The following is a 19,822-nucleotide window of genomic DNA, read 5'->3' on the forward strand; positions in this document are numbered from 1 at the left end:
GGCCGGCCGTCAGTGAGCGAAATGCTCCTCGTCGGCGAAGCCGCCGACACCGACCTTCTTGAGCTTCGCCAGCACCTCCACGAGGTCGTCGCGCAGCGCCCGGGCCAGGTTCGCCGAGAACCCTTCACGCACCACAACACGCAGCACAGCGACGTCCTCGGCGCCCTCCGGCATGGTGTAGGCCGGCACCTGCCAGCCGTACCCGCGCAGCAGCGATGAGATGTCGAACACAGTGAACTTCGTCCCCTCGACGAGCTTGAAGGCGACCACCGGGATGTCGGAGCCGTCCGAGATCACCTCGAAGTGGTCCATGTCGGCCAGCTCATGGGCCAGCCACTGCGCGTTCTCCGACAAGCAGCGCATGACCTGCAGGTAGCCGTCGCGGCCCAACCGCAGGAAGTTGTAGTACTGCCCGACGACCTGATTGCCGGGCCGGGAGAAGTTCAGCGTGAACGTCGGCATGTCGCCGCCGAGGTAGTTGACCCGGAACACCAGCTCCTCCGGCAGGTGCTCGGCGCTGCGCCACACCGCGAAACCGAGACCCGGGTAGGTCAGGCCGTACTTGTGCCCGCTGACGTTGATCGACACCACCCGCGGCAGCCGGAAGTCCCAGACCAGGTCGGGATGCAGGAAGGGCACGACGAACCCGCCGCTGGCGGCGTCGACGTGCACCGGGACGTCGGGCTTGCCCTCGATGGCGGCAAGCGTGTCGAGGGCCTCGCAGATCTCGGCGACGGGTTCGAGTTCCCCGGTGAACGTGGTGCCGAGGATCGCCACCACGCCGATGGTGTCGTCGTCGACCGCGTCGACCACCTGCTCGGGGGTGATGACGTAGCGGCCCTGCGCCATCGGCAGGTAGCGCGGTTCGACGTCGAAGTAGCGGCAGAACTTCTCCCACACCACCTGCACGTTGGCGCCCATGACCAGGTTGGGGGTGCGGCCCTTCCACTCCTCGCCGCGCTGTTCGAGGCGCTGCCGCCACTTCCACTTCAGCGCCAGGCCGGCCAGCATCACCGCCTCGCTGGACCCCACGGTGGACACCCCGATGGCGGTGGACGGGTCGTCGTCGCGCAGATTCTCGGCGTGGAACAGGTCGGCGACCATGCACACACAGCGCTGCTCGATGGCCGCGGTGACGGGGTACTCGTCCTTGTCGATCATGTTCTTGTCGAACGTCTCCGACATCAGCTCGGCGGCTTCGGGATCCATCCAGGTGGTGACGAAGGTCGCCAGGTTCAGCCGCGAACTGCCGTCGAGCATCAACTCGTCGTGGATGAAGCGGTAGGCCGCCTGCGGGTCCATCGACTCGTCGGGCAGTCGCAGCGCCGGGATCGGCGAGGTCGACAGCCGTCCGGTGTAGGCGGGCGCAAGGGAGGAGTGACGGGAGACGTTCGGCATGACGTCCTTTCTAGAGGATGCTGGCGATCGAAGTCCGGATACACGCCAAGATTCCCGACGCCGATGTCGGCGCCGCGGCGGGTCCGGGACTCGACGCGGCCAACGCCGCGGCGCGGGTGTGCACAAATGCTGCCGCGGCGGCGGCCTTCGCCGGCGCCAGTCCAGCGGACAGCAGCGCACCGATCACTCCCGACAACACGTCGCCCGACCCGGCTGTGGCGGCCCATGAGTCCCCGGCGGGATTGAGATGGACCGACCCGTCCGGGTCGGCGATCACCGTGACGTTGCCCTTGAGCAGCACTGTCACGCCGAGGCGCGCCGCCAGTTCTCGGGTCGCGCCCACGCGGTCCGCCCCCGGCGGCGCACCGGCGAGGCGTTCGAACTCCCCCGCGTGCGGAGTCAGCACGGTCGGGTTCGCGCGGCCACGCACCCAGTCCGGGTTTCGGGCCAGGATGGTCAGGGCGTCGGCATCGGCAATCACCGGCAGGTCCACCGCGAGCACGTCGCGCAGGGTGGCGGCCGACGCGTCATCGGTCCCGAATCCCGGGCCGACGACCCAGGCCTGCACGCGCCCGGCGTCCGCGAAGTCGTCGACCGCGATCACCTCGGGCCAGTGCGAAACCACCTCGGCCGCAGCGGTTCCGGCGTACCGCACCATGCCGGAGTGCGTGGCCACCGCAGCGCCCGCGCACAGGATCGCCGCGCCGGGATAGGTGTGTGATCCCGCCAGCACACCCGTCACGCCCTGGGTGTACTTGTCGTCGGCGCGGCCTGGGACGGGCCACAGTCGGCGGACGTCGGCGGCTTCGAGACTCCGCACGTCGGTGGGCGGCAGGTCCAGGCCGATGTCGATGAGTTCCACGCGTCCGCAGTCGGCCAGCGCGTGCACGGGTTTGAGGCCACCGAATGTGACCGTCAGGACGGGGCGCACCGCGGGACCGGTGACGGCACCGGTGTGCACGTCGACTCCGCTGGGGATGTCGACGGCCACCACGGGCGCCGACGTGCTCGCGAAGACCGCGGCGGCGTCGGGACGAAGCGGGCCGCTGCCGGAGATGCCCACCACGCCGTCGATCACCAGATCGGTTGCCGGACCGATGCTTTGCACAACGCGTCCGCCGGCGGCCAGGAATGCCCGCAGTGCCGCGGGGTGGGTGTGGTCGGGACGCAACAACACCGCGTCGGCCGCGGCGCCCCGCCGACGCAGGAAAGTCGCGGCCCACAACGCATCTCCACCGTTGTCGCCGGACCCGACGACAGCACACACCCGCCGTCCGGCGATGCCGCCGGAGCGCTCACGCAGTTCCCGGGCGATCGCGGTGGCCAGACCGAACGCGGCCCGCCTCATCAGCGCCCCGTCGGGCAGGCTGGCGAGCAGTGGCGCCTCGGCGGCGCGGATCGCATCAGCGGAGTAGTAATCGCGCATCGTCAACCAGCGTAGACGTAGCATCAGCCAGCATGAAGCCCCCGATATCTGGTGTGGACCTGGGCATCTCAATCGCCGCCCTGGCGCTGACGGTGTTCGGCGCCGCGGGCGCGGCCTTCCTGGCGGTCATGTTGATGGCGTTCACGGACAACTGCCCGCAGCCCACGTGCGACATCGATGCCGGCGTCACATGGGTCTTCACGGGTTTCGGCGCGGCCGTAGTGATCGCTGTCGCCGGGGTGGTGGCGACCATCGTGGCGCTGACGCGACGGGTCCGGGCGTGGCCGTTCGCCGTCGGCACCCTGGTGCTGTGTGGGGCGGCCTGCCTGCTGGGGATCCTTGGCTACACCGCCGCTGTTGGTGGCTAGCTACTCGCTGGCTACTCGACGGTGACAGACTTCGCCAGGTTCCGCGGCTTGTCCACGTCATAACCGCGGGCCTGCGCCACCGCGGCGGCGAACACCTGCAGCGGGATGGTCGACAGCAGCGGCTGGAAAAGGGTTGACACGGCCGGGATCTCGATCAGGTGATCGGCGTAGGGCCGCACGGTCTCGTCACCCTCCTCGGCGATCACCACGGTCAGCGCCCCACGGGCCTGGATCTCGCGGATGTTCGACAGCAGCTTGGAGTGCAGCATCGCGGCGTTCTTGGGTGAGGGCATCACCACGATCACCGGCAGACCGTCCTCGATCAGCGCGATCGGCCCGTGCTTGAGCTCGCCGGCCGCAAACCCCTCGGCATGCATGTAGGCAAGTTCCTTGAGCTTGAGCGCACCCTCGAGCGCCACCGGGTAGCCCACATGGCGACCCAGGAACAGCACGGTCGGCGAAGCCGCGAACCGCTTGGCCACCGCGGCCACGGCGTCCATCCGGGTCAGCACCTCGGCGACCAGCGTCGGCATGGCCTCGAGTTCGCGGTATTCGCGCTGCACCTCGTCGGGGTACTTGGTGCCGCGGGCCTGCGCCAACGCCAGACCGACGAGGTAATTCGCGGCGATCTGGGCCAGGAAGGTCTTGGTGGACGCGACGCCGATCTCCGGCCCCGCGCGGGTGTAGAGCACCGCGTCGCATTCGCGCGGGATCTGGCTGCCATTGGTGTTGCAGATGGCCAGCACCTTGGCCTTCTGCTCCTTGGCGTGCCGCACGGCCTCGAGGGTGTCGGCGGTCTCGCCGGACTGCGAGATGGCCACGACGAGCGTGCTGCGGTCCAGTACGGGGTCGCGGTATCGGAACTCGCTGGCCAATTCGACCTCGACGGGCAGGCGGGTCCAGTGCTCGATGGCGTACTTGGCCAGCAGGCCCGAGTGGTAGGCCGTACCGCAGGCCACCACGAACACCTTGTCGACCTCGCGCAGTTCCTGGTCGGACAGGCGCTGCTCGTCGAGCACGATGCGGCCATCGACGAAGTGCCCCAGGAGGGTGTCGGCGACAGCCTGTGGCTGCTCGGCGATCTCCTTGAGCATGAAGTACTCGTAGCCACCCTTCTCGGCGGCCGACAGGTCCCAGTCGATGTGGAACTCACGGGCATTCGCATCATCGCGATTGCCCTGGAAGTCGTAGATCTCGTAGCCGCCGGACCGGATGATCACGGCCTGGTCCTGACCGAGTTCGACGGCGTGGCGGGTGTGCTCGATGAACGCGGCCACATCGGAGCCGACGAACATCTCGCCCTCACCGATGCCGACCACCAGCGGGGTCGACCGGCGTGCCGCGATGATCGTGTCGGGGTCGTCGGCGTTGGCGAAGACCAGCGTGAAGTGACCCTCCAGGCGGCCGAGCACCGCGAACACCGACGCGGGGAAATCTCCCGCCGTGGGACCGGAGTGGTAGGCCCGTGCCACGAGGTGCACCGCGACTTCGCTGTCGGTGTCGCTGGCAAACTCCACGCCCTCGGCCTCGAGTTCGGCGCGCAGCACCGCGAAGTTCTCGATGATGCCGTTGTGCACCACGGCGAGCCTGCCGGTGGCGTCACGGTGCGGGTGGGCGTTGCGGTCGGTCGGCCGGCCGTGGGTGGCCCACCGGGTGTGCCCCATACCGGAAGTGCCCGCCAGGTCGGCGGCGTCCGTTTCGGCCAGGGCTTCTTCCAGGTTGGCCAGGCGTCCGGCGCGCCTGCGGACGGTCAGACCGCCATGGCCGTCGAGCAGGGCCACTCCGGACGAGTCGTAGCCCCGGTACTCCATGCGGCGCAGCGCATCGACCACGACGTCACGGGCGGGCCGATGCCCGACGTAGCCGACGATTCCACACATGACTGCCCAGGGTAGTGCAGAGCGCCGGTATCCCCGTCCCGAGGCGACGTGAGCTAACGTCATCGGGTGGCCAGCACCAAGAGACTCCTGTCCGCGTTGAGCCGCCGGGGTCCGCATCGTGTTCTGCGCGGTGACCTGGCCTTTGCCGGCCTGCCGGGGCTCGTGTACACGCCGGCGTCGGGGTTCAACCTGCCCGCCGTGGCGTTCGCGCACGATTGGGTCACATCTGCCGAGCACTACGCGGGGACGTTGGAGCACCTGGCGTCCTGGGGCATCGTCGCGGTGGCCCCCGACACCGAACGCGGCCTGGCGCCCTCGGTGCTGAATCTGAGCTTCGATCTGGGCACGGCCCTCGACATCGCCGCGGGCGTCCGGTTGGGGCCGGGTCAGATCAGCGTGCACCCCGGCAAATTGGCCGTGGCAGGGCACGGCTTCGGCGGTTCCGCGGCCGTGTTCGCCGCGGCCGGAATGGGCGAGCGCCTCAAGGGAGTCGCGGCGATCTTCCCCGCGATCACCAAGCCTCCCTCGGAACAGCCCGCGGCGGGGTTGAAACTGCAGGGCCTGATCCTCAGCGCACCGGGCGAAGCGATGACCCTGCGCTCGAACGCCACGATGCTGTCCCACGCGTGGCCGTCGGCCATCCACCGGACCATCGTCAAGGCCGAGGCGGCCGGCCTCGGCGAGGGCAGGCGCTGGGCGAAGTTCGTCGGACTGAGCGGCACCGACAGGCGCACGCAGAAGGCCGTGCGGGCGCTGCTGACCGGATACCTGCTGTTTCGCCTGACCGGCGACAAGACCTACCGCGACTTCGCCGACCCGCAAGCGCAGTTGCCGGGCACCGAGGTGCCGTCCGAGGAGTTGGCCCAGATCACCGTTGAGGACCGGATCACCGCACTGCTGCGCCGTTAGGTCTCCAGCACACCCAGGGTGGTGCCGACCGGGTAGGTCTCCTCGGACTGCACCTCGCCGTAGCGCAGCACACCTGCCGACGGCGCCGGGATGTCGGTCTCGACCTTGTCGGTGCCGACCGTGTACAGATCCTCGCCCTCGGCGACCGCGGTGCCGTCCGGCACCAGCCAACCCATGAACGTGCCCTCGGTCATGGTCACGTCGAGTTTGGGCATCTTGATCTCCATGCGCACCCTTCTTTTCGGTGATGTGCAGTCAGCGATGTGCAATCAACGCGCGGGCGGGGCAGGCGGCCACCGCCTCGTCCGCGAGTTCCTGGTCCGCGGCGGGGATCTCGTCGACCAGCACCTGCGCCATTCCGTCGTCGCCGACGGCGAACAGATCCGGTGCCGCCGCTTCACACAACCCATTGCCGACGCAGAGTTGTTGATCGACAGTCACTTTCATCATCGGGTCAGGATTGTGGTGGCACTCAGGCCAGGCGCGCCGTACACGTGCGCCAACGCCACCTTCGGCCGGTTCGGCACCTGACGCGCACCCGCGTGGCCGCGCAACTGCTGCACGTTCTCGTGGATCTGCCGCAGGCCCGACGCCCCGATGGGTTCCCCGTTGGCCAGGCAGCCCCCGTCGGTGTTGACGGGCAGGCGTCCAGTCAGTTCGGTCTCCCCGGACTCGATCAGGTGCGCCTGCTCGCCGTCGGCACACAGGCCCGTTTCGGCCAGGTGGATGATCTCGGCGCCGGCGTCGGTGTCCTGCACCTGCGCGATGTCGACGTCACTCGGTGCGATGCCGGCCATCTCGAACGCCGCGCGGGCCGCGTCGACCGTCGGGCTCACACCACGCCGGACCGACAGCGACGGACTGAGCACTTCGAACGAGCCTGGCCGTCGGGTGCGCACGGCCGACCCGGCGACGTACACCGGATGCGGACTGAACTCCTTGGCCCGCTTGGCGTTGCACAGCACCAACGCCGCCGCACCGTCGCCCGGTGAGCACAGCATGAACTGCCGCAGTGGGTCCGACAGCATCATCGAGGCGTCGATGTCGGCCTCCGACAGGGGTTTCTGCCGCCATGCGTTCGGGTTGAGCGAACCGTTGCGGAACGCCTTGGCCGCGACCTTGGCCAACAGGCGTTCCGGCAGGTCATGCTCGTGGAGGTAGCGCTGAATCTTCAGGGCGAAGAACTGCGACGTCAGCGCCAGGCCTGTGGTGCCGTACCACTCGCCGAGGCCCATGGCCAACGGGTCGATCGTGAACGCACCGCGCGGGTGCGAGTCGAAGCCGACCACCACGGCGAACTCGGCGGCGCCGGAGGCGATGGTGTGCACCGCCGAGATCAGCGAACTGCTGCCCGTCGCGCACCCGTTGAACACGTTGACGAACGGCACTCCGGTCAGGCCCAGTTCGGAGACCAGGGTGTCGGCGGATCCGCCGGACATGCTGCCGCCCACCGCGTAGTCGATGTCCGGCCACGACAGCCCGGCGTCGTCGAGCGCCATCCGCACTGCGCGGACGGCCTCCTGACGCACCGAGGTGTCCTGATACCGGCCGAAGGGGCGGCAGCCCACTCCGATGATCGCCACCTGATCGGTCATCACGGCTCCTCGGGAGTGAAGGCGAAAGTGACGGCCCGCGTGCCGGTTTCGGTGGGGACGTCGAGTGCGGTCAGCTGCATGGGCATACCGATCCGCAGTCGCCCGGGATCGGATTCGGTGAGCCGGGCCTCAACGATGACCTCGCCCGGCAGTTCGACGTAGCCGACGCCGTAGGCCTCGAAGTCCTCACCTGCGGGCACGTACGGCGGACTGGGCGGTGGGAACCGTTGAACGGTCCAACTCCACAGCGTCCCTCGATCACCGAGTCTCGTCGCGGTGATGTCTTCGGCCCCGCACGCCCGGCAATACTGCGGCACCGGGAAATCGACCTCCCCGCATGCACCGCAGCGTCCGCCGATCAGTCGCGGAGCGCCGTCGACGAATTCGAGGATTCCTGGATCCACTGATGCTGCGGTCATCTCCGCACTCCTCTCTTGAGCACCACCACGTCACCGAGTACCCCGGCCTGGCACGCCAACCGGACATGCTCACCGCGACCGCCTGGACCACCGACCAGGTCCCGCAGGGAACGCGCCTCCTCGTCGGACGCCTCCGACAGATGATCGGGATGCTCGAGCACCTCGACATGGCACACGAGGCAGTCCCCCTGTCCCCCACACACGGTCGGCCACCGGTACCCGGCGACCAACGCCGCCGCCATCACGGTCTGGCCGTGCTCCGCGGTGAACTCGAGGCCCTTGGGCCGCACCGTCACGAGCGGCATGTCACCCTCGCCGCAGCTCACGCCACGGCCTTCCGCGGAACGGGTCGATCTCGCGGTCCAGACCCAGCACACGTTCGGCGATGATGTTGCGCTGGATCTCCGAGGTGCCGCCCGCGATGGTCAACCGGCGAGTGTCCAGAAGGGAGTGCGCTTCGGCCGGCATGGTGTCGCCGTCCCAGCACGCTGCCCGCGCGCCAGCCAGTTCGAAGCCCAGTTCGCTGATCCGCTGCGACATCTCGGAGAGCACGAGCTTGGTGATCGACCCGTTGGTGCGCTGGGTCGTCAACGCGAGCGCACGCTCGACGGCGTACAGCTGCGCCAGACGGTCTCGAACCTCGGGATCACGCCAGGCCCCGGTTTCGCGGGCCAAGGCGAGCACCGGCGCCAGCGGAACGCCGCTGGCATCCGTGGTCTCGGACAGCCCCGAACGTTCGGCCCCCAGCGTTGTCATCGCGACGCGCCACCCGTCGTCCACCGCACCCAGCACGCTGCCCGCGGGCAGCACCAGGTCCTCGAGGAACACCTCGCAGAAGTGTTCGTCGCCGGTGATCTGTTTCAGCGGACGCACGGTGACACCCGGTGCCTCCATGTCGACCAGGAAGCACGTGATCCCGGCATTCTTGGGTTTCTCAGGATCGGTGCGCGCCAACAGCATTCCGTATCGGGACTCGCTGGCGAACGAGCTCCAGACCTTCTGGCCGTTGATCAGCCAACCGTCGTCGACGGGCACCGCTCGGGTGGCCAGGCTGGCCAGATCCGATCCGGCGCCGGGTTCGCTGAACAGCTGACACCACATGTCGGTCCCGGCCGCGATGCCGGGCAGGTGACGCTCCTGCTGTTGGGCGGTGCCCCAGGTCATGATCGCCGGGCCGATCAGCGTGATGGGCACGAAATGGTGCGACGGAAGTTGCGCGCCGTACGCGGCGAGCACCGACCGGACGACGGCCGCCTGCTCCTCGGAGTACCCCAGTCCCCCGTGCTCGGGCGGCCAATCCGGGACGCTGTAGCCCGCCTTCCCCAATTCGGCGAACCAACTCGCGGCCTCGGTGTCGCTTGGCCAGGTCTGCGGCAGGTGGGTGCGGACCCACTCCTCGACCTGAGTCCGCAACGCCGCCAGATGCTCAGACATTGATGCCATCCCTGCGATCGATGAGGTCGGCGAGCAGCCTGCGATGCTGCGCCGCGGAACCGGTCAGCGCGGTGACCGCGTGTGCGCGGCGCAGATACCGGTGTGCCCAGTGCTCCCACGTGATCGCGATGCCGCCGTGCAACTGGACGGCGGCCCTGGTCACCGACAGGGCGGCATCGCGGGTCAGCGTCGCGGCCACCGCCAGGTCCAGGTCGTCGAGGTTCGCCGCGGCGCCGTAGACCGCCGAGCGCGCGAGCTCGACGGCGGACAGCAGGTCGGCCAGCCGGTGTTTGACGGCCTGGAATGAGCCGATGGTGCGACCGAACTGCACCCGGGTGCGCAGATAGTCCACGGTGTGGTCGAACGCATGCTGGGCCACACCCAGAAGTTCGGCGGAGATCACCAGGCTGGTGAGCAATGCTGCGGTGGCCGCAGCGGTCTCGGCTTCCGCCCCCTGCAGCAGGTTTCGCGGACGGGCGCCCTGTGCGGCGATGCGGGTGAACTCACGCGAGAGGTCCAGGCCGGACAGCGGCGTGCTGGTGACACTCTCGGCGTCCAGCCAGGCGATGCTCGCCGGGCCCGTCACGATGACCTGCGACGCGCCTGCGCCACCCCAGACGGGCTCGGACACAACATCGACGGTGTCCTCGTGCACGATCAGGTCGGTCACCGGGGTCACCGTGGCCCCGACCGTGCGTGTGCCGTCCCGCAGTGGCGCGAGCAGCGTCTCGTCACCCACCGCGCCCGCGATGACCGAGGGCACCAGTGGTCCGTCGAACAGCGCGGCGCCTGCCTCCTCGGCCAGAATTGCGAGTTCGGATGGGGTGCAGTCAGGCTGCCCCACATCGAAGACCAGGGCGTCGGCCCCGATATCAGACATCAGCCGCTGCCACGTGGCGGTGTCGCCGCCGGCGAAGAATGACCGCAGCACGTCGCGCAGCGCCTGCTGCTCTTCTGATTCCCCACTCACGATGACCTCACCGACAGATATGCGTCGCGCAGCTTGCGCTTGTTGAGCTTGCCCATGGCCGACCGCAGATCGGAGCCGACGAACTCGATGAAGGCCGGGCACTTGTAGTGCGCCAGCCGATCTCGGGTCCAGGTCACCAGTTCCGCGGCGTTGACCTGCGCACCCGCAGTCGGGCGGACGAGTGCCACCAACTGTTCACCGAGGTCGGCGTGCGGAATTCCGATCACCGCCACGTCCGCCACGGCCGGATGGGTGCGCAGCACGGCCTCGGATTCGGCCGGGTAGACGTTGACACCGCCGCTGACCACCATGTCGGTGGCGCGGTCGGTGAGGTACAGGTAGCCGTCGGGGTCGAGATAGCCGATCTCACCGATGACGAACACGTCCTCGGCGATGTAGCTGCGCCGGGTCTTCTCCGGGTCGCCGTGGTAGCGCGGGTGCGCACCGGTCAGGGACCGCACGCACACCAGGCCCTCCTGACCGGGCGGCAGCACGGTGCCGTCCTCGGCCCGGATGGTCAGCTCGTAGCCCGGCATGGCCCTGCCCACCGAACCGGGATGGGCCAGCCACTCCGCAGAGTCGATCATGGTGACGGTACCGGCCTCAGTGGAACCGTAGGCCTCCAGCAGCACGGGACCGAACCACTCGATCATGGCCCGCTTGACGTGCACGGGGCACGCCGCACCGGTGTGCACGATCCGGGTGATGCTGCTGACGTCGTAACGGTCGCGAATGTGCTTGGGCAGAGCGAGGAGTCGGGAGAAGTGCGTGGGCACCATCATGGTGGCCTCGATACGTTCCGCTTCGATGGCCGTCAGCACCTGCCCGGCGTTGAAGCGCTGCATGATCACGAGCGGGGTGCCGGCCATCAGGCCCCGCACCCCCGTCATGGGGCCGGTGTGGTGCATGGGCGCGACCACCAGGTGACGCCCGTTGGCCCGCACGGGTGACGCCGCGATGAGGTCGACGTGCTCGATCATGTTGGCGCCGCCGGGGAACATCTGGTCGGGCAGCGTCACACCCTTGGGCCGTCCGGTGGTGCCAGAGGTGTAGTACAGCGGCTTGGCTGGCCGGATGGTGGTGGGCGGTTCGTCGTTCGGGGCGTCGGGCACCCCCGCGGTCAGATCGACGACCTGCACCTCGACCGCCGCGGCGCGGGCCGTCGGCGCCGTGCGCGCACTGCACAGCACGGTGTGCACCGCCGCGTCACGCAGGATGTAGCCCACCTCGTCGGCGGTCAGGTGGAAGTTGACCGGCACGGCCGACAACCCGGCGTAGGTGACGGCCAGGTGCGCCAGCGCGGTGTGCACGCTGTTCTCGCCGAGCACCGCGACCCGCTGATCTGGCTGGATGTCCTGGGCCAGCAGCCAATTCGTGGTTCGGTTGAGCACGTCGTTGAGTTGGGCCCACGTCCACGATGTGGTGCCGTCCGTGATGGCGACCTGATCGGGAACCTGTTGCGCATGCTGCGCGATGCCGTGCACCACGCGACTTATCCGTTCGCCGACACCGTGACGCGAGATCGCTTGATCGTGGAGGTGGTCGCCGCGATGATCGCGTCGACGCTGGGCACGAAGGCGTCTTCGAGGACCTTGGCGAACGGGATCGGGGTGTTGGCGCCCGCGACACGCTGCACCGGAGCACCCAATTCGTCGAACAGGTTCTCGGTGATCAGCGCGGCCAACTCAGCACCGAACCCATTGCGCCGCACGGCCTCGTGGATCACCACGGCGTGCCGGGTGCGGGCCACGGACTCCAGGATCGTGCGCTCGTCGAGCGGGACCAGGGACCGCAGGTCGATGACCTCGGCCTCGATGCCATGCTCTTCGGCCAATCGCTGCGCCGCGGCCACCGCGTCGTGCACCTGCCGGCCATAGCTGATCAGCGTGACGTCACTGCCTGGCCGCACGGTGGCCGCCGATCCCAGCGGCACCACGTGGTGGCCGACCGGAACAGGCTGCGGGGGTGCGAAGTACAGCAGGCTCTGCTCGATGAAGACCACCGGGTCGGGGTCGAAGATCGACGCGGTGAGCAGGCCCTTGGCGTCGGCCGGGTTGCTGGGCACGACGACCTTGAGACCGGGGATGTGAGTGACCCATGCCTCGAGCATCTCGGAATGCTGTGCACCGAACTGCATTCCCGCACCGGCGGCGCACCGGATCGTGAGCGGCACGGTCGTCTGCCCACCGGACATGTAGCGCAGTTTGGCCGCGTGGTTGGACAACTGATCCATGCACACCGCCAGGAAGTCCATCAGCATGATCTCGGCGACGGGGCGCATGCCGGCGATCGCGGCCCCGATCGCCGCGCCGACGATGGCCTGCTCACTGATCGGGGTGGCGCGCACGCGGTGCGCGCCGTACTTCGTCGACAGCCCAGCCGACACCTTGAACACGCCGCCACTCGGGTCGGCGATGTCCTCACCCAGGAGCAGCACGGTCGGGTCGCGGCCCAGAGCGTCGTCGAGTGCGCTGCCGATGGCCTGAAACCCCAGCATCGGCGTGGTCTCTGCGGCCTTGACGGGGTCGGTCATGCCAGCACCTCCTCGTAGACGTCGGTGCGCCCTTCAGCCAGGTCGGGCAGTGGGGAGGCCTCGGCATACTCGAAGGCCTCCTGGACCTCCGACTTGGCCTGGGCCTCAATGGTTTCGATCTCGGACTCGCTGAGCACGTCGTTGTCCAGCAGCCAGGCGCGAAAGCGCAGCACCGGGTCCGCGGCGCGTTCGCGTTCGAGTTCACCGGGTTGCATGTACTCGTTCTGGTCCGACATCTGGTGGCCGAAGAACCGGAACGTCATGGCCTCGATCAGGGTGGGCCCGTCGCCGGCGCGGGCGCGGTCGACGGCCTCCTTGGCGGCGCCGTACATCGCCACCGGGTCGTTTCCGTCGACCCGGACCCCGGGCATGCGGTAGGCCGCGGCGCGATCGGCGACGCGGTCGACGCTGGTGCCGTCCTCGAACGACGTGTGCTCGGCGTAGCGGTTGTTGTGGCAGCAGAAGATCACCGGCAGCTTCCACAGCGCCGCGAGGTTGCAGGCCTCGTGGAAGGCCCCGATGTTGGTGGCGCCGTCACCGAAGTTGACCACCGTGACGCGGTCGCCGCCCTGCACCTGCGAGGCCCACGCCAGGCCGGTCGCGATCGGCAGGCCGCCGCCGACGATGCCCGTCGTGACCATGAGGCCGCTCTCCGGGTGGGTGATGTGCATGGGGCCGCCCTTGCCCTTGCAGGTGCCGGTGGCCCGGCCGAAGAACTCCGCCCACAGCGGCTTCATCGGCACACCCTTGGCGAGGTGGTCATGCAGGCCGCGGTAGGTGGTCACGACGTAGTCGGTGGGCCGCAGCACGGCACCCATGGACGACGAGACGATCTCCTGCCCGCGCGGCGAGTAGTACTGCGCGCTGACCTGCCCGGTCAGGATGAGCGCTCGAAACTTCTCGTCGCAGACCTTGATCCGGGTCGCGGTGGTGAAGATGCCGGTCAACTCGGCGGCGCCGATGCCGAGGTCAGACGGACTCATAGGGCCCCCATGTATTAGTCGGCTGGATAAATAATATGTAACAGGAGTCACTTCTTCATGTCAATCGCCTGGGACCGCTGGATTTCGCCCTGGCCTCGCAAAACCAGAGAGGCCCCACGCTTCAGTGGGAGGCCTCCCCTGCGAACTACGCCGAGGGATCACTGTCAGAAGGGGCTGCCGACTCGAGGCGGCGGAACGGGCAACGCCGAGTGGCCGCTGAAGACATCGAGATCGTCTTCACCACCCTGTCGGTGACATGGTGACAGCCGCGATGACAGATCACGCATCCTCGCCGAGTTGCGGGCTCGAGGCCGACGATATCGCCTCGCAGGAAGTTAGGCGGTCGCCTAGGTGGAATCCTGCGCGGGTACCGCTACACCTCGGCGTTCGACTCCACTCGGGGCAGCTCGTGATCGTCGAGAAGCTCTCGCACGAGTTCCATCGTGTTGGCGTGCCCGGTGGTGATACCCATGGCCGATTCCAGCACGATGAGCCGGCCGACGGCCGCGATGAGGACCGACACCACATCCGGCGGCAGGGCAGCGTCGCCGCGCTCACCGCGCTCACCGCGAAGGATGAAGGTCAAAGCGGCGACCTGGGCTTCGCGGAACTTCTCCGCACCGGCGGCCAACTCCGCCCGGATCTCCTCGCGATGATTTCCGAGTGCCATGAACTCGGTCAGCAGCCCGACTCCGCGCGGGTCAACAGTCATGTCCCACAACGCATGCAGCGGCTTTTCGGCGGTCAGTGCGGCGCGCTGCGCCTCCAGGCTGGCCTCGGTGCCGCGATGCAACACGGCCAGGTACAACTCCCCCATCGTCGGGAAGTAGTAGTAGACCAGCGCCCGCTGCACGCCGGCCTGTTCTGCGACACGACGAGAAGTCGCGGCGGCATAGCCCTCGGTGAGCATGATGTGCGCACAGGCATCGAGGATCTTGTCTCGCATACCCGTGTCGCGCACACCAACCCGGTCCGGTCTCGCCATGTGTCGCCCCGTCCTGTCCCACAGTCACCGCGCCGCCGAGTGGTCGTGTCCACACCCTTGACCCAAGAAACCAGCGAGTGCTAAGCATATGCCCAGACTTTCATTGGGCGGTCGCCTAATTACGAAGGCAGGTACACATGCCCGTCAGCATTGCCCCCATCTCGGAGTCCATCGGCGTCGCGGTGTGCGGACTGAACAGCAGCGACTTCACCGTCGAGCAGACAGCAACCCAGTGCCGGCAACTGTTGGCCACACACGGTGTCGTCGTCTACCGCGAAGCCCACATCACCGACGCCGATCTGGTGACGTTCAGTCGCATGCTGGGCGAGGTGGTGATCGCCCGTACCGGGGGCCACCCCGACTTCCCCGAGATCTCACCGGTCAGCATGGATCCGTCCAAGAGCGCACTCGCCGGACTTCGCCGCAGCACCATCTTCTGGCATACCGACGGTTTGACTGATGCGGTGCCTCAGAAGGCAACTCTGCTCACTGCCCGCGAGGTGGCCGACGACGGCGGCGACACTGAATTCGCCAACACGTACGCGGCATACGACACCCTGCCCCCAGAGCGGAAGGCTGAGATCGGCGACTACCGCGTCGTGCACAGCGTCGCGGCATCGCAGTTGCTCCTCGAACCCGATCCGAGCCCTGAGCAGCTCGCCAGGTGGAACAGCGCTCCACGCCGGGAACACCCCTTGGTCTGGACGCACGCCGACGGACGCAAGTCCCTGCTCATCGGCGCCACAGCGGGCGACATCGTCGGGATGGATCACGACGCCGGCCGCGCCGTGCTGGATGACCTCCTCGACTGGTCGACCCAGCCGCAATTCGTCCTGCATCACACGTGGACGGTCGGCGACCTCGTCGTCTGGGACAACACCGGAATGCTGCACCGCGCCATCCCCTACGAACCGACCTCCCGGCGACTGATGCACCGCACCACCCTGGTCGGAGAGGAGGCCATCAGCTGACATGGCACGCATAGAACCCTTGCCCCCCAAAGAGTTTCCACCGCAGATGCGGGAGGCGCTGGCCGCACTGCGCCCACCCAATCCGCGGCATGAGCCGCTGCCCACCACCGACCGCCCCAAGGCGCTGCACGTGCTCGGGGCCCTGGCTCACCACCCCGATCTGGCCCGCGCCTACTTCACCTTCAACGGCCACCTGCTGTTGGGCACGACGCTGAGCGAGCGACACCGCGAACTTCTGGTCATGCGCGTCGCCGCGGTGCGCAAGTGCGGCTACGAGTGGGCCCAGCATCTGTTCGTCGCGCGAGACGCAGGACTGACGGACGAGGAGATCGGACGCATCGCCTATGGGCCGGATGCGCCGTTCTGGAGCCCCTTGGAGGCCGCGATGTTGCGCGCGGCTGACGAGCTCATCGATCCGGGCGCGATCAGCGAGTCGACGTGGCAGACCCTGTCGGCCGAGTTGGACGCCAAACAACTGCTCGATCTGATCTTCACTGTCTGCGGCTACGACACCCTGGCCAGGATGTTCGGCTCGCTGGAGTTGACCATCGACGACGACATCCCGGCGCTGATGGCCCGGTACGACGAGCTGTTCCCCGGTCGCGACAGCTGGCCTGCCGAGCCATGGTGACCCGGATCAGATCATGGCGTACCGGATCGCCCAGGTCGCCGACAGCGCATCGCCGGGCTTCAGCCAGCGCAACCCCACGCCGTGGTTGAACGCATCCGCGGGAGCGGTCATGGGCTCGAGCGCGACCGCGGTCACGGATCCGTCACCACGCGGGAACGCTCGCGTGGTGAAGACATGGACGTAACCGAAATGCCGGTCGCCCCACAGTGACACGGTGCGTCCGTCCGGCGCGCGCAGCGACGCCAGCGTGGCACCCTCATCGTTGTCCACCGCCCACGCGTCGTCGAGATCCAGGTCCGCCACAGTGCGCCCACCGCGAAGATCCCAGTCGGTTCCGTCCACCGCGGTGACCCCGACGGGGATGAGCCGGTCATCGACGTCGATGTGGCGGCAACCGTTGACTGACAGCGTCAGTGCCTCGGTCGGCACGTCGCCGATCGCCAGAAACGGATGCGCCCCGAGGGCGACTGGAGCACAGGCGGTCCCGACGTTGCGGACAGTGTGTGTGGCAATCAGCCCGTCGGCGACCAGACGGTAGCGGACCGAGGTGTCGAGCGGGAACGGGTAGCCGCGCTGCGCGCGCACCAGGGCGCTGAGCCTGATCGACGAGTCGGAACGCACTGTGGGCACGTAGGCGGTGTCCCGGAGCAGCCCGTGCAGTGCGCTGCCGGTGCCGGGGTCGGTGAGATCGAGTTGCTGAGTGCACCCGCGGTGAGCCCAGCGGCCGCCGCGCACTCGATTCGGCCATGGAACCAGCACCGTCCCGCAACTGTGCGGCACGGGCTGACGATCGTCGACACCCGCGGTGAGGTCGACCCCGTCGATTGAGAGGTGCCGGATCGCTGCGCCCACCTGCGCGATCTGCCCGCGAATCGACCGTCCGCCGGCACGCAGGGTGAGCTCATACTGAGATCCGCCGGTCACGAGATGTGCTCGCCCGCACCGGGTCCGGCCTGCGTGGCGACGATGCTCGGCGCGGGGTGTCCGGCCCGCCGCACGGTCTCGCGCACGGCCTCACTGACGACACCGGAACGCGCGCCGTCGACAAGGGCGATGACGCACCCGCCGAATCCGCCGCCGGTCATCCGGGCACCGAGTGCGCCTGCGTGCACCGCGGTGTCGACGATCAGATCCAGGTGTGCCGTGGTGATCTCGAAGTCGTCGCGCATCGAATCGTGCGAGGCCGACAACAGCCCGCCGACGTGGCGGTAGTCGCAGGCCTGCAACGCGACGACCATGTCGTGGACCCTCACGTTCTCGGTGAGGACGTGCCGGGCGCGGCGGGCGTCCACGGGGTCCGGCACACCCGACAGCACCGAGATTCCCTGCCCCTGGACCTCCCGCAGGGAGGACACCCCGAGGGCCGCCGCGGCACGCTCGCATGCCGCCCGTCGGGTGGCGTACTCGCCGTCGGCGTGGCGGTGCACCGCGCGGGAGTTGATCAGCAGCAGAGCCAGCCCGTAGGCCTCGGGGTCGAACGGCACCGGACGCGTCGTGAGGTCGCGAAAGTCGACGAGCAGCGCCCGCCGGGATTCGGCGCACAGGACCGCGGTCTGATCCAGCAGACCCGTAGGGGTGCCGACGTATTCGTTCTCTGCGCGCTGAGCGATCCTGGCCCGGTCCAGCGGGTCCATGAGTTCACCGGTGGCCGCGAGCATCGCGCCGAGCACCGCGCACTCCAGCGCCGCCGACGACGCCAGACCCGAGCCCATGTCGACTCCGCCGCTGATGGACATCACCCCGCCGGGGACGCGTTTGCCGGCGCGTCGAAGTGCCCACACCACGCCCGCCACGTAGGCGGCCCACCCGGTGACGTCTCCGGGCACGGTGTTCAGCGCGATCCGCACCGATCCCGGCACGCGATCACTGTGCACCTCGAGCGCGTCGCAGGCGTCGGGACGCAGGGTCACCGAGGTGCGGACGGGAAGCGCGATGGGCAGGGCGAGACCGAGGTTGTAATCGGTGTGCTCCCCGATGAGGTTGACCCGACCGGGCGCCGAGTACCGAATGACCGGCCCTGTCATCGCAACCGTCGCAGTCGCTCGGCGACGGCCTCGGGAACGGTGTCATTGACGAACGCCCCCATTGCCGATTCCGAACTCGCCAGGTACTTCAGTTTGGTGGCGCTGCGTCGTATCGACATCAGCTCCACACGGAAGCGGCCCTCACGGTGCGCGTCGGAGTCGCTGTACTGGTGCAGGGCCGACATGTACGGCAGCGGCTCGCCGTACAACTGATCGAACCTGCGCAGGATGTCCAGGTACATCCGCGCGAAGGCGTCGAGTTCGACCTCGGAGAGCTGAGTCAGGTTGCGCACGGGCCGGTTCGGGTGGATGTGCACCTCCACCGGCCACCGCGACGCGAACGGCACGAAGGCGGTGAAGGCATCGTCACGGGCGATGATCCGGGAGCCGTCAGCGACCTCGTCGGCGAGGATGTCGGCGAACAGGTTTGTGCCGTGCCGCACCCGGTGGGTGCGGGCCTGCGCCAGCATGACGGAGGCCCGCGGAGTCAGGTGCGGGAAGGCATAGATCTGGCCATGTGGATGGGTCAGCGTGACACCGATCTCCGCACCCCGGTTCTCGAAGCAGAACACCTGCTCGATCCCGGGCCGGGCCAACAGGTCGGCGCTGCGATGGCGCCAGGCGTCGACGACCAGTCGGGCGTGCGCCTCGTCGAGGTCGGCGAACGACCCGGAGTGGCTGCTGGAGAACGCGACGACCTCGCAGTGTCCCCGGCCGGGCGCAGACACGAAGCCCTGAGGACATTCGACGGCGACAGGACCGCCGCGGCCGGACAGGCTCGGGAATCGGTTCTCGAACGTCACCACGTCGTAGTCGGGGGCGGGCACCTCGCTGGTGAGCCCGGACGGTCCAGGGCAGAGCGGGCATTCGGCCGCCTCGGGTTGGTGCGTGCGGTCCTGGCGGAGCGCGGCGATGATCACCCACTCGCCAGTCTGGCGGTCGTAACGCAGCTGCGATTGCGCACTGTCGCGAACCGGCAGCGCTCGACGGTCGTCGACCGGCGCGGGAACGTGTCCGGGCAGTGAGAAGAACAGCAGTTCGCGCCCATCGGACAACGTCCACGGCACCGGGGTGACGCTCACGGGCTGGCTTTCCGGGCGGTCTGCACCCGCAGCCAGGGCCGGCGCAACTCCTGCTCGATGCGGGCCTTCTCTGCCGAGACGATGCTCTCGACGCGGGCTGCGAGCTGCTCGGGGGTCATCCCGAAAGTCATCATCACCGCGTCGGCGGGTGGACCGCCGTAGCAGACCCAGCTGCGGACATAGTCGAGGATCTCGCGGTCGAACCGGTCCATCT

The 19,822-nt window shown here is 68.5% G+C and carries 22 protein-coding genes; 4 read left to right on the forward strand and 18 right to left on the reverse strand.

The features are described from left to right. Nucleotides 1-9: 9 nt before the first annotated feature. The gene (locus G6N34_RS18220; protein ID WP_085149350.1) at nt 10-1,398 is read right to left on the reverse strand and encodes a glutamate decarboxylase; all 1,389 of its coding nucleotides are present in this window, start codon (nt 1,396-1,398) and stop codon (nt 10-12) included. A gap of 10 nt (nt 1,399-1,408) precedes the next feature. Beyond that, nucleotides 1,409-2,824, reverse strand: a complete 1,416-nt coding sequence (locus G6N34_RS18225) for an NAD(P)H-hydrate dehydratase (protein WP_085149352.1) — start codon at nt 2,822-2,824, stop codon at nt 1,409-1,411. A 32-nt stretch (nt 2,825-2,856) separates the two neighbouring features. Between G6N34_RS18225 and G6N34_RS18230 the strand changes: the two genes are divergently transcribed. Then, complete coding sequence (locus tag G6N34_RS18230; protein WP_165763631.1) at nt 2,857-3,192, forward strand: hypothetical protein; 336 nt, start codon at nt 2,857-2,859, stop codon at nt 3,190-3,192. A gap of 11 nt (nt 3,193-3,203) precedes the next feature. Here G6N34_RS18230 and glmS read toward each other — a convergent pair whose 3' ends face one another. Beyond that, entirely contained in the window at nt 3,204-5,072 is a 1,869-nt protein-coding gene (gene glmS / locus G6N34_RS18235) for a glutamine--fructose-6-phosphate transaminase (isomerizing) (protein ID WP_085149355.1), read from the reverse strand. 66 nt (nt 5,073-5,138) lie between these two features. Between glmS and G6N34_RS18240 the strand changes: the two genes are divergently transcribed. After that, a complete protein-coding gene (locus G6N34_RS18240) occupies nt 5,139-5,981 on the forward strand; it encodes a dienelactone hydrolase family protein (protein WP_085149357.1) in 843 nt (280 codons plus the stop codon). On the opposite strand, the gene G6N34_RS18245 is transcribed toward G6N34_RS18240, so the two are convergent. The 11 genes from G6N34_RS18245 to G6N34_RS18295 all read right to left on the reverse strand — a co-directional run bounded on the left by G6N34_RS18245 (nt 5,978) and on the right by G6N34_RS18295 (nt 14,900). Then, nucleotides 5,978-6,208 (reverse strand): biotin/lipoyl-containing protein, encoded by a 231-nt coding sequence (locus tag G6N34_RS18245; RefSeq protein WP_085149360.1) that lies wholly within the window; start codon nt 6,206-6,208, stop codon nt 5,978-5,980. The genes G6N34_RS18240 and G6N34_RS18245 overlap by 4 nt on opposite strands. Before the next feature lie 28 nt (nt 6,209-6,236). Then, nucleotides 6,237-6,431, reverse strand: coding sequence for a ferredoxin (locus tag G6N34_RS18250; RefSeq protein ID WP_234812741.1), 195 nt, complete (start codon nt 6,429-6,431; stop codon nt 6,237-6,239). Next, nucleotides 6,428-7,576 (reverse strand): thiolase family protein, encoded by a 1,149-nt coding sequence (locus tag G6N34_RS18255; RefSeq protein WP_085149363.1) that lies wholly within the window; start codon nt 7,574-7,576, stop codon nt 6,428-6,430. Before G6N34_RS18255 ends, G6N34_RS18250 begins: the two co-directional genes overlap by 4 nt. Continuing rightward, nucleotides 7,576-7,995, reverse strand: coding sequence for a Zn-ribbon domain-containing OB-fold protein (locus G6N34_RS18260; protein ID WP_085149366.1), 420 nt, complete (start codon nt 7,993-7,995; stop codon nt 7,576-7,578). The genes G6N34_RS18255 and G6N34_RS18260 overlap by 1 nt, the downstream gene beginning before the upstream one ends. Beyond that, entirely contained in the window at nt 7,992-8,300 is a 309-nt protein-coding gene (locus G6N34_RS18265; RefSeq protein ID WP_234812742.1) for a 2Fe-2S iron-sulfur cluster-binding protein, read from the reverse strand. Before G6N34_RS18265 ends, G6N34_RS18260 begins: the two co-directional genes overlap by 4 nt. 1 nt (nt 8,301) lies before the next feature. Then, the gene (locus G6N34_RS18270; RefSeq protein WP_234812743.1) at nt 8,302-9,429 is read right to left on the reverse strand and encodes an acyl-CoA dehydrogenase family protein; all 1,128 of its coding nucleotides are present in this window, start codon (nt 9,427-9,429) and stop codon (nt 8,302-8,304) included. Beyond that, entirely contained in the window at nt 9,422-10,399 is a 978-nt protein-coding gene (locus G6N34_RS18275; protein ID WP_234812744.1) for an acyl-CoA dehydrogenase family protein, read from the reverse strand. Before G6N34_RS18275 ends, G6N34_RS18270 begins: the two co-directional genes overlap by 8 nt. Next, nucleotides 10,396-11,886 (reverse strand): AMP-binding protein, encoded by a 1,491-nt coding sequence (locus G6N34_RS18280; protein WP_085149372.1) that lies wholly within the window; start codon nt 11,884-11,886, stop codon nt 10,396-10,398. The genes G6N34_RS18275 and G6N34_RS18280 overlap by 4 nt, the downstream gene beginning before the upstream one ends. A 5-nt stretch (nt 11,887-11,891) precedes the next feature. Continuing rightward, complete coding sequence (locus G6N34_RS18285) at nt 11,892-12,932, reverse strand: alpha-ketoacid dehydrogenase subunit beta (RefSeq protein WP_085149375.1); 1,041 nt, start codon at nt 12,930-12,932, stop codon at nt 11,892-11,894. Further along, nucleotides 12,929-13,915 (reverse strand): thiamine pyrophosphate-dependent dehydrogenase E1 component subunit alpha, encoded by a 987-nt coding sequence (locus tag G6N34_RS18290; RefSeq protein ID WP_085149377.1) that lies wholly within the window; start codon nt 13,913-13,915, stop codon nt 12,929-12,931. The genes G6N34_RS18285 and G6N34_RS18290 overlap by 4 nt, the downstream gene beginning before the upstream one ends. 373 nt (nt 13,916-14,288) lie before the next feature. Beyond that, nucleotides 14,289-14,900 (reverse strand): TetR/AcrR family transcriptional regulator, encoded by a 612-nt coding sequence (locus tag G6N34_RS18295; protein WP_085149380.1) that lies wholly within the window; start codon nt 14,898-14,900, stop codon nt 14,289-14,291. A gap of 137 nt (nt 14,901-15,037) precedes the next feature. Here G6N34_RS18295 and G6N34_RS18300 point away from each other — a divergent pair, with 137 nt between their 5' ends. Both G6N34_RS18300 and G6N34_RS18305 read left to right on the forward strand, forming a co-directional pair. Continuing rightward, entirely contained in the window at nt 15,038-15,871 is an 834-nt protein-coding gene (locus G6N34_RS18300) for a TauD/TfdA dioxygenase family protein (RefSeq protein ID WP_085149383.1), read from the forward strand. Nucleotide 15,872: 1 nt separating this feature from the next. Beyond that, the gene (locus tag G6N34_RS18305; protein WP_085149386.1) at nt 15,873-16,502 is read left to right on the forward strand and encodes a carboxymuconolactone decarboxylase family protein; all 630 of its coding nucleotides are present in this window, start codon (nt 15,873-15,875) and stop codon (nt 16,500-16,502) included. Between the two features lie 6 nt (nt 16,503-16,508). On the opposite strand, the gene G6N34_RS18310 is transcribed toward G6N34_RS18305, so the two are convergent. The 4 genes from G6N34_RS18310 to G6N34_RS18325 are packed head-to-tail and all read right to left on the reverse strand — an operon-like array spanning nt 16,509 to nt 19,820. Continuing rightward, nucleotides 16,509-17,426, reverse strand: coding sequence for an aldose 1-epimerase family protein (locus G6N34_RS18310; protein WP_085149389.1), 918 nt, complete (start codon nt 17,424-17,426; stop codon nt 16,509-16,511). Next, a complete protein-coding gene (locus tag G6N34_RS18315; RefSeq protein ID WP_085149392.1) occupies nt 17,423-18,526 on the reverse strand; it encodes a galactokinase in 1,104 nt (367 codons plus the stop codon). The genes G6N34_RS18310 and G6N34_RS18315 overlap by 4 nt, the downstream gene beginning before the upstream one ends. After that, entirely contained in the window at nt 18,523-19,608 is a 1,086-nt protein-coding gene (galT, locus tag G6N34_RS18320) for a galactose-1-phosphate uridylyltransferase (RefSeq protein ID WP_234812745.1), read from the reverse strand. The genes G6N34_RS18315 and galT overlap by 4 nt, the downstream gene beginning before the upstream one ends. Then, complete coding sequence (locus G6N34_RS18325; protein WP_085149398.1) at nt 19,605-19,820, reverse strand: hypothetical protein; 216 nt, start codon at nt 19,818-19,820, stop codon at nt 19,605-19,607. The genes galT and G6N34_RS18325 overlap by 4 nt, the downstream gene beginning before the upstream one ends. Nucleotides 19,821-19,822: the final 2 nt, after the last annotated feature.

It is taken from the genome of Mycolicibacterium confluentis (genome assembly GCF_010729895.1).
Lineage (GTDB): Bacteria > Actinomycetota > Actinomycetes > Mycobacteriales > Mycobacteriaceae > Mycobacterium > Mycobacterium confluentis.

Coding starts and splice junctions, on each gene's coding strand:
- G6N34_RS18220 (WP_085149350.1), bottom strand. CDS start 1,398: ATGCCGAACGTCTCCCGTCACTCCTCCCTTGCGCCCGCCTACACCGGA.
- G6N34_RS18225 (WP_085149352.1), bottom strand. CDS start 2,824: ATGCGCGATTACTACTCCGCTGATGCGATCCGCGCCGCCGAGGCGCCA.
- G6N34_RS18230 (WP_165763631.1), top strand. CDS start 2,857: ATGAAGCCCCCGATATCTGGTGTGGACCTGGGCATCTCAATCGCCGCC.
- glmS (WP_085149355.1), bottom strand. CDS start 5,072: ATGTGTGGAATCGTCGGCTACGTCGGGCATCGGCCCGCCCGTGACGTC.
- G6N34_RS18245 (WP_085149360.1), bottom strand. CDS start 6,208: ATGGAGATCAAGATGCCCAAACTCGACGTGACCATGACCGAGGGCACG.
- G6N34_RS18250 (WP_234812741.1), bottom strand. CDS start 6,431: ATGATGAAAGTGACTGTCGATCAACAACTCTGCGTCGGCAATGGGTTG.
- G6N34_RS18255 (WP_085149363.1), bottom strand. CDS start 7,576: ATGACCGATCAGGTGGCGATCATCGGAGTGGGCTGCCGCCCCTTCGGC.
- G6N34_RS18260 (WP_085149366.1), bottom strand. CDS start 7,995: ATGACCGCAGCATCAGTGGATCCAGGAATCCTCGAATTCGTCGACGGC.
- G6N34_RS18265 (WP_234812742.1), bottom strand. CDS start 8,300: ATGCCGCTCGTGACGGTGCGGCCCAAGGGCCTCGAGTTCACCGCGGAG.
- G6N34_RS18270 (WP_234812743.1), bottom strand. CDS start 9,429: ATGTCTGAGCATCTGGCGGCGTTGCGGACTCAGGTCGAGGAGTGGGTC.
- G6N34_RS18285 (WP_085149375.1), bottom strand. CDS start 12,932: ATGACCGACCCCGTCAAGGCCGCAGAGACCACGCCGATGCTGGGGTTT.
- G6N34_RS18290 (WP_085149377.1), bottom strand. CDS start 13,915: ATGAGTCCGTCTGACCTCGGCATCGGCGCCGCCGAGTTGACCGGCATC.
- G6N34_RS18295 (WP_085149380.1), bottom strand. CDS start 14,900: ATGGCGAGACCGGACCGGGTTGGTGTGCGCGACACGGGTATGCGAGAC.
- G6N34_RS18300 (WP_085149383.1), top strand. CDS start 15,038: ATGCCCGTCAGCATTGCCCCCATCTCGGAGTCCATCGGCGTCGCGGTG.
- G6N34_RS18305 (WP_085149386.1), top strand. CDS start 15,873: ATGGCACGCATAGAACCCTTGCCCCCCAAAGAGTTTCCACCGCAGATG.
- G6N34_RS18315 (WP_085149392.1), bottom strand. CDS start 18,526: ATGACAGGGCCGGTCATTCGGTACTCGGCGCCCGGTCGGGTCAACCTC.
- G6N34_RS18325 (WP_085149398.1), bottom strand. CDS start 19,820: ATGGACCGGTTCGACCGCGAGATCCTCGACTATGTCCGCAGCTGGGTC.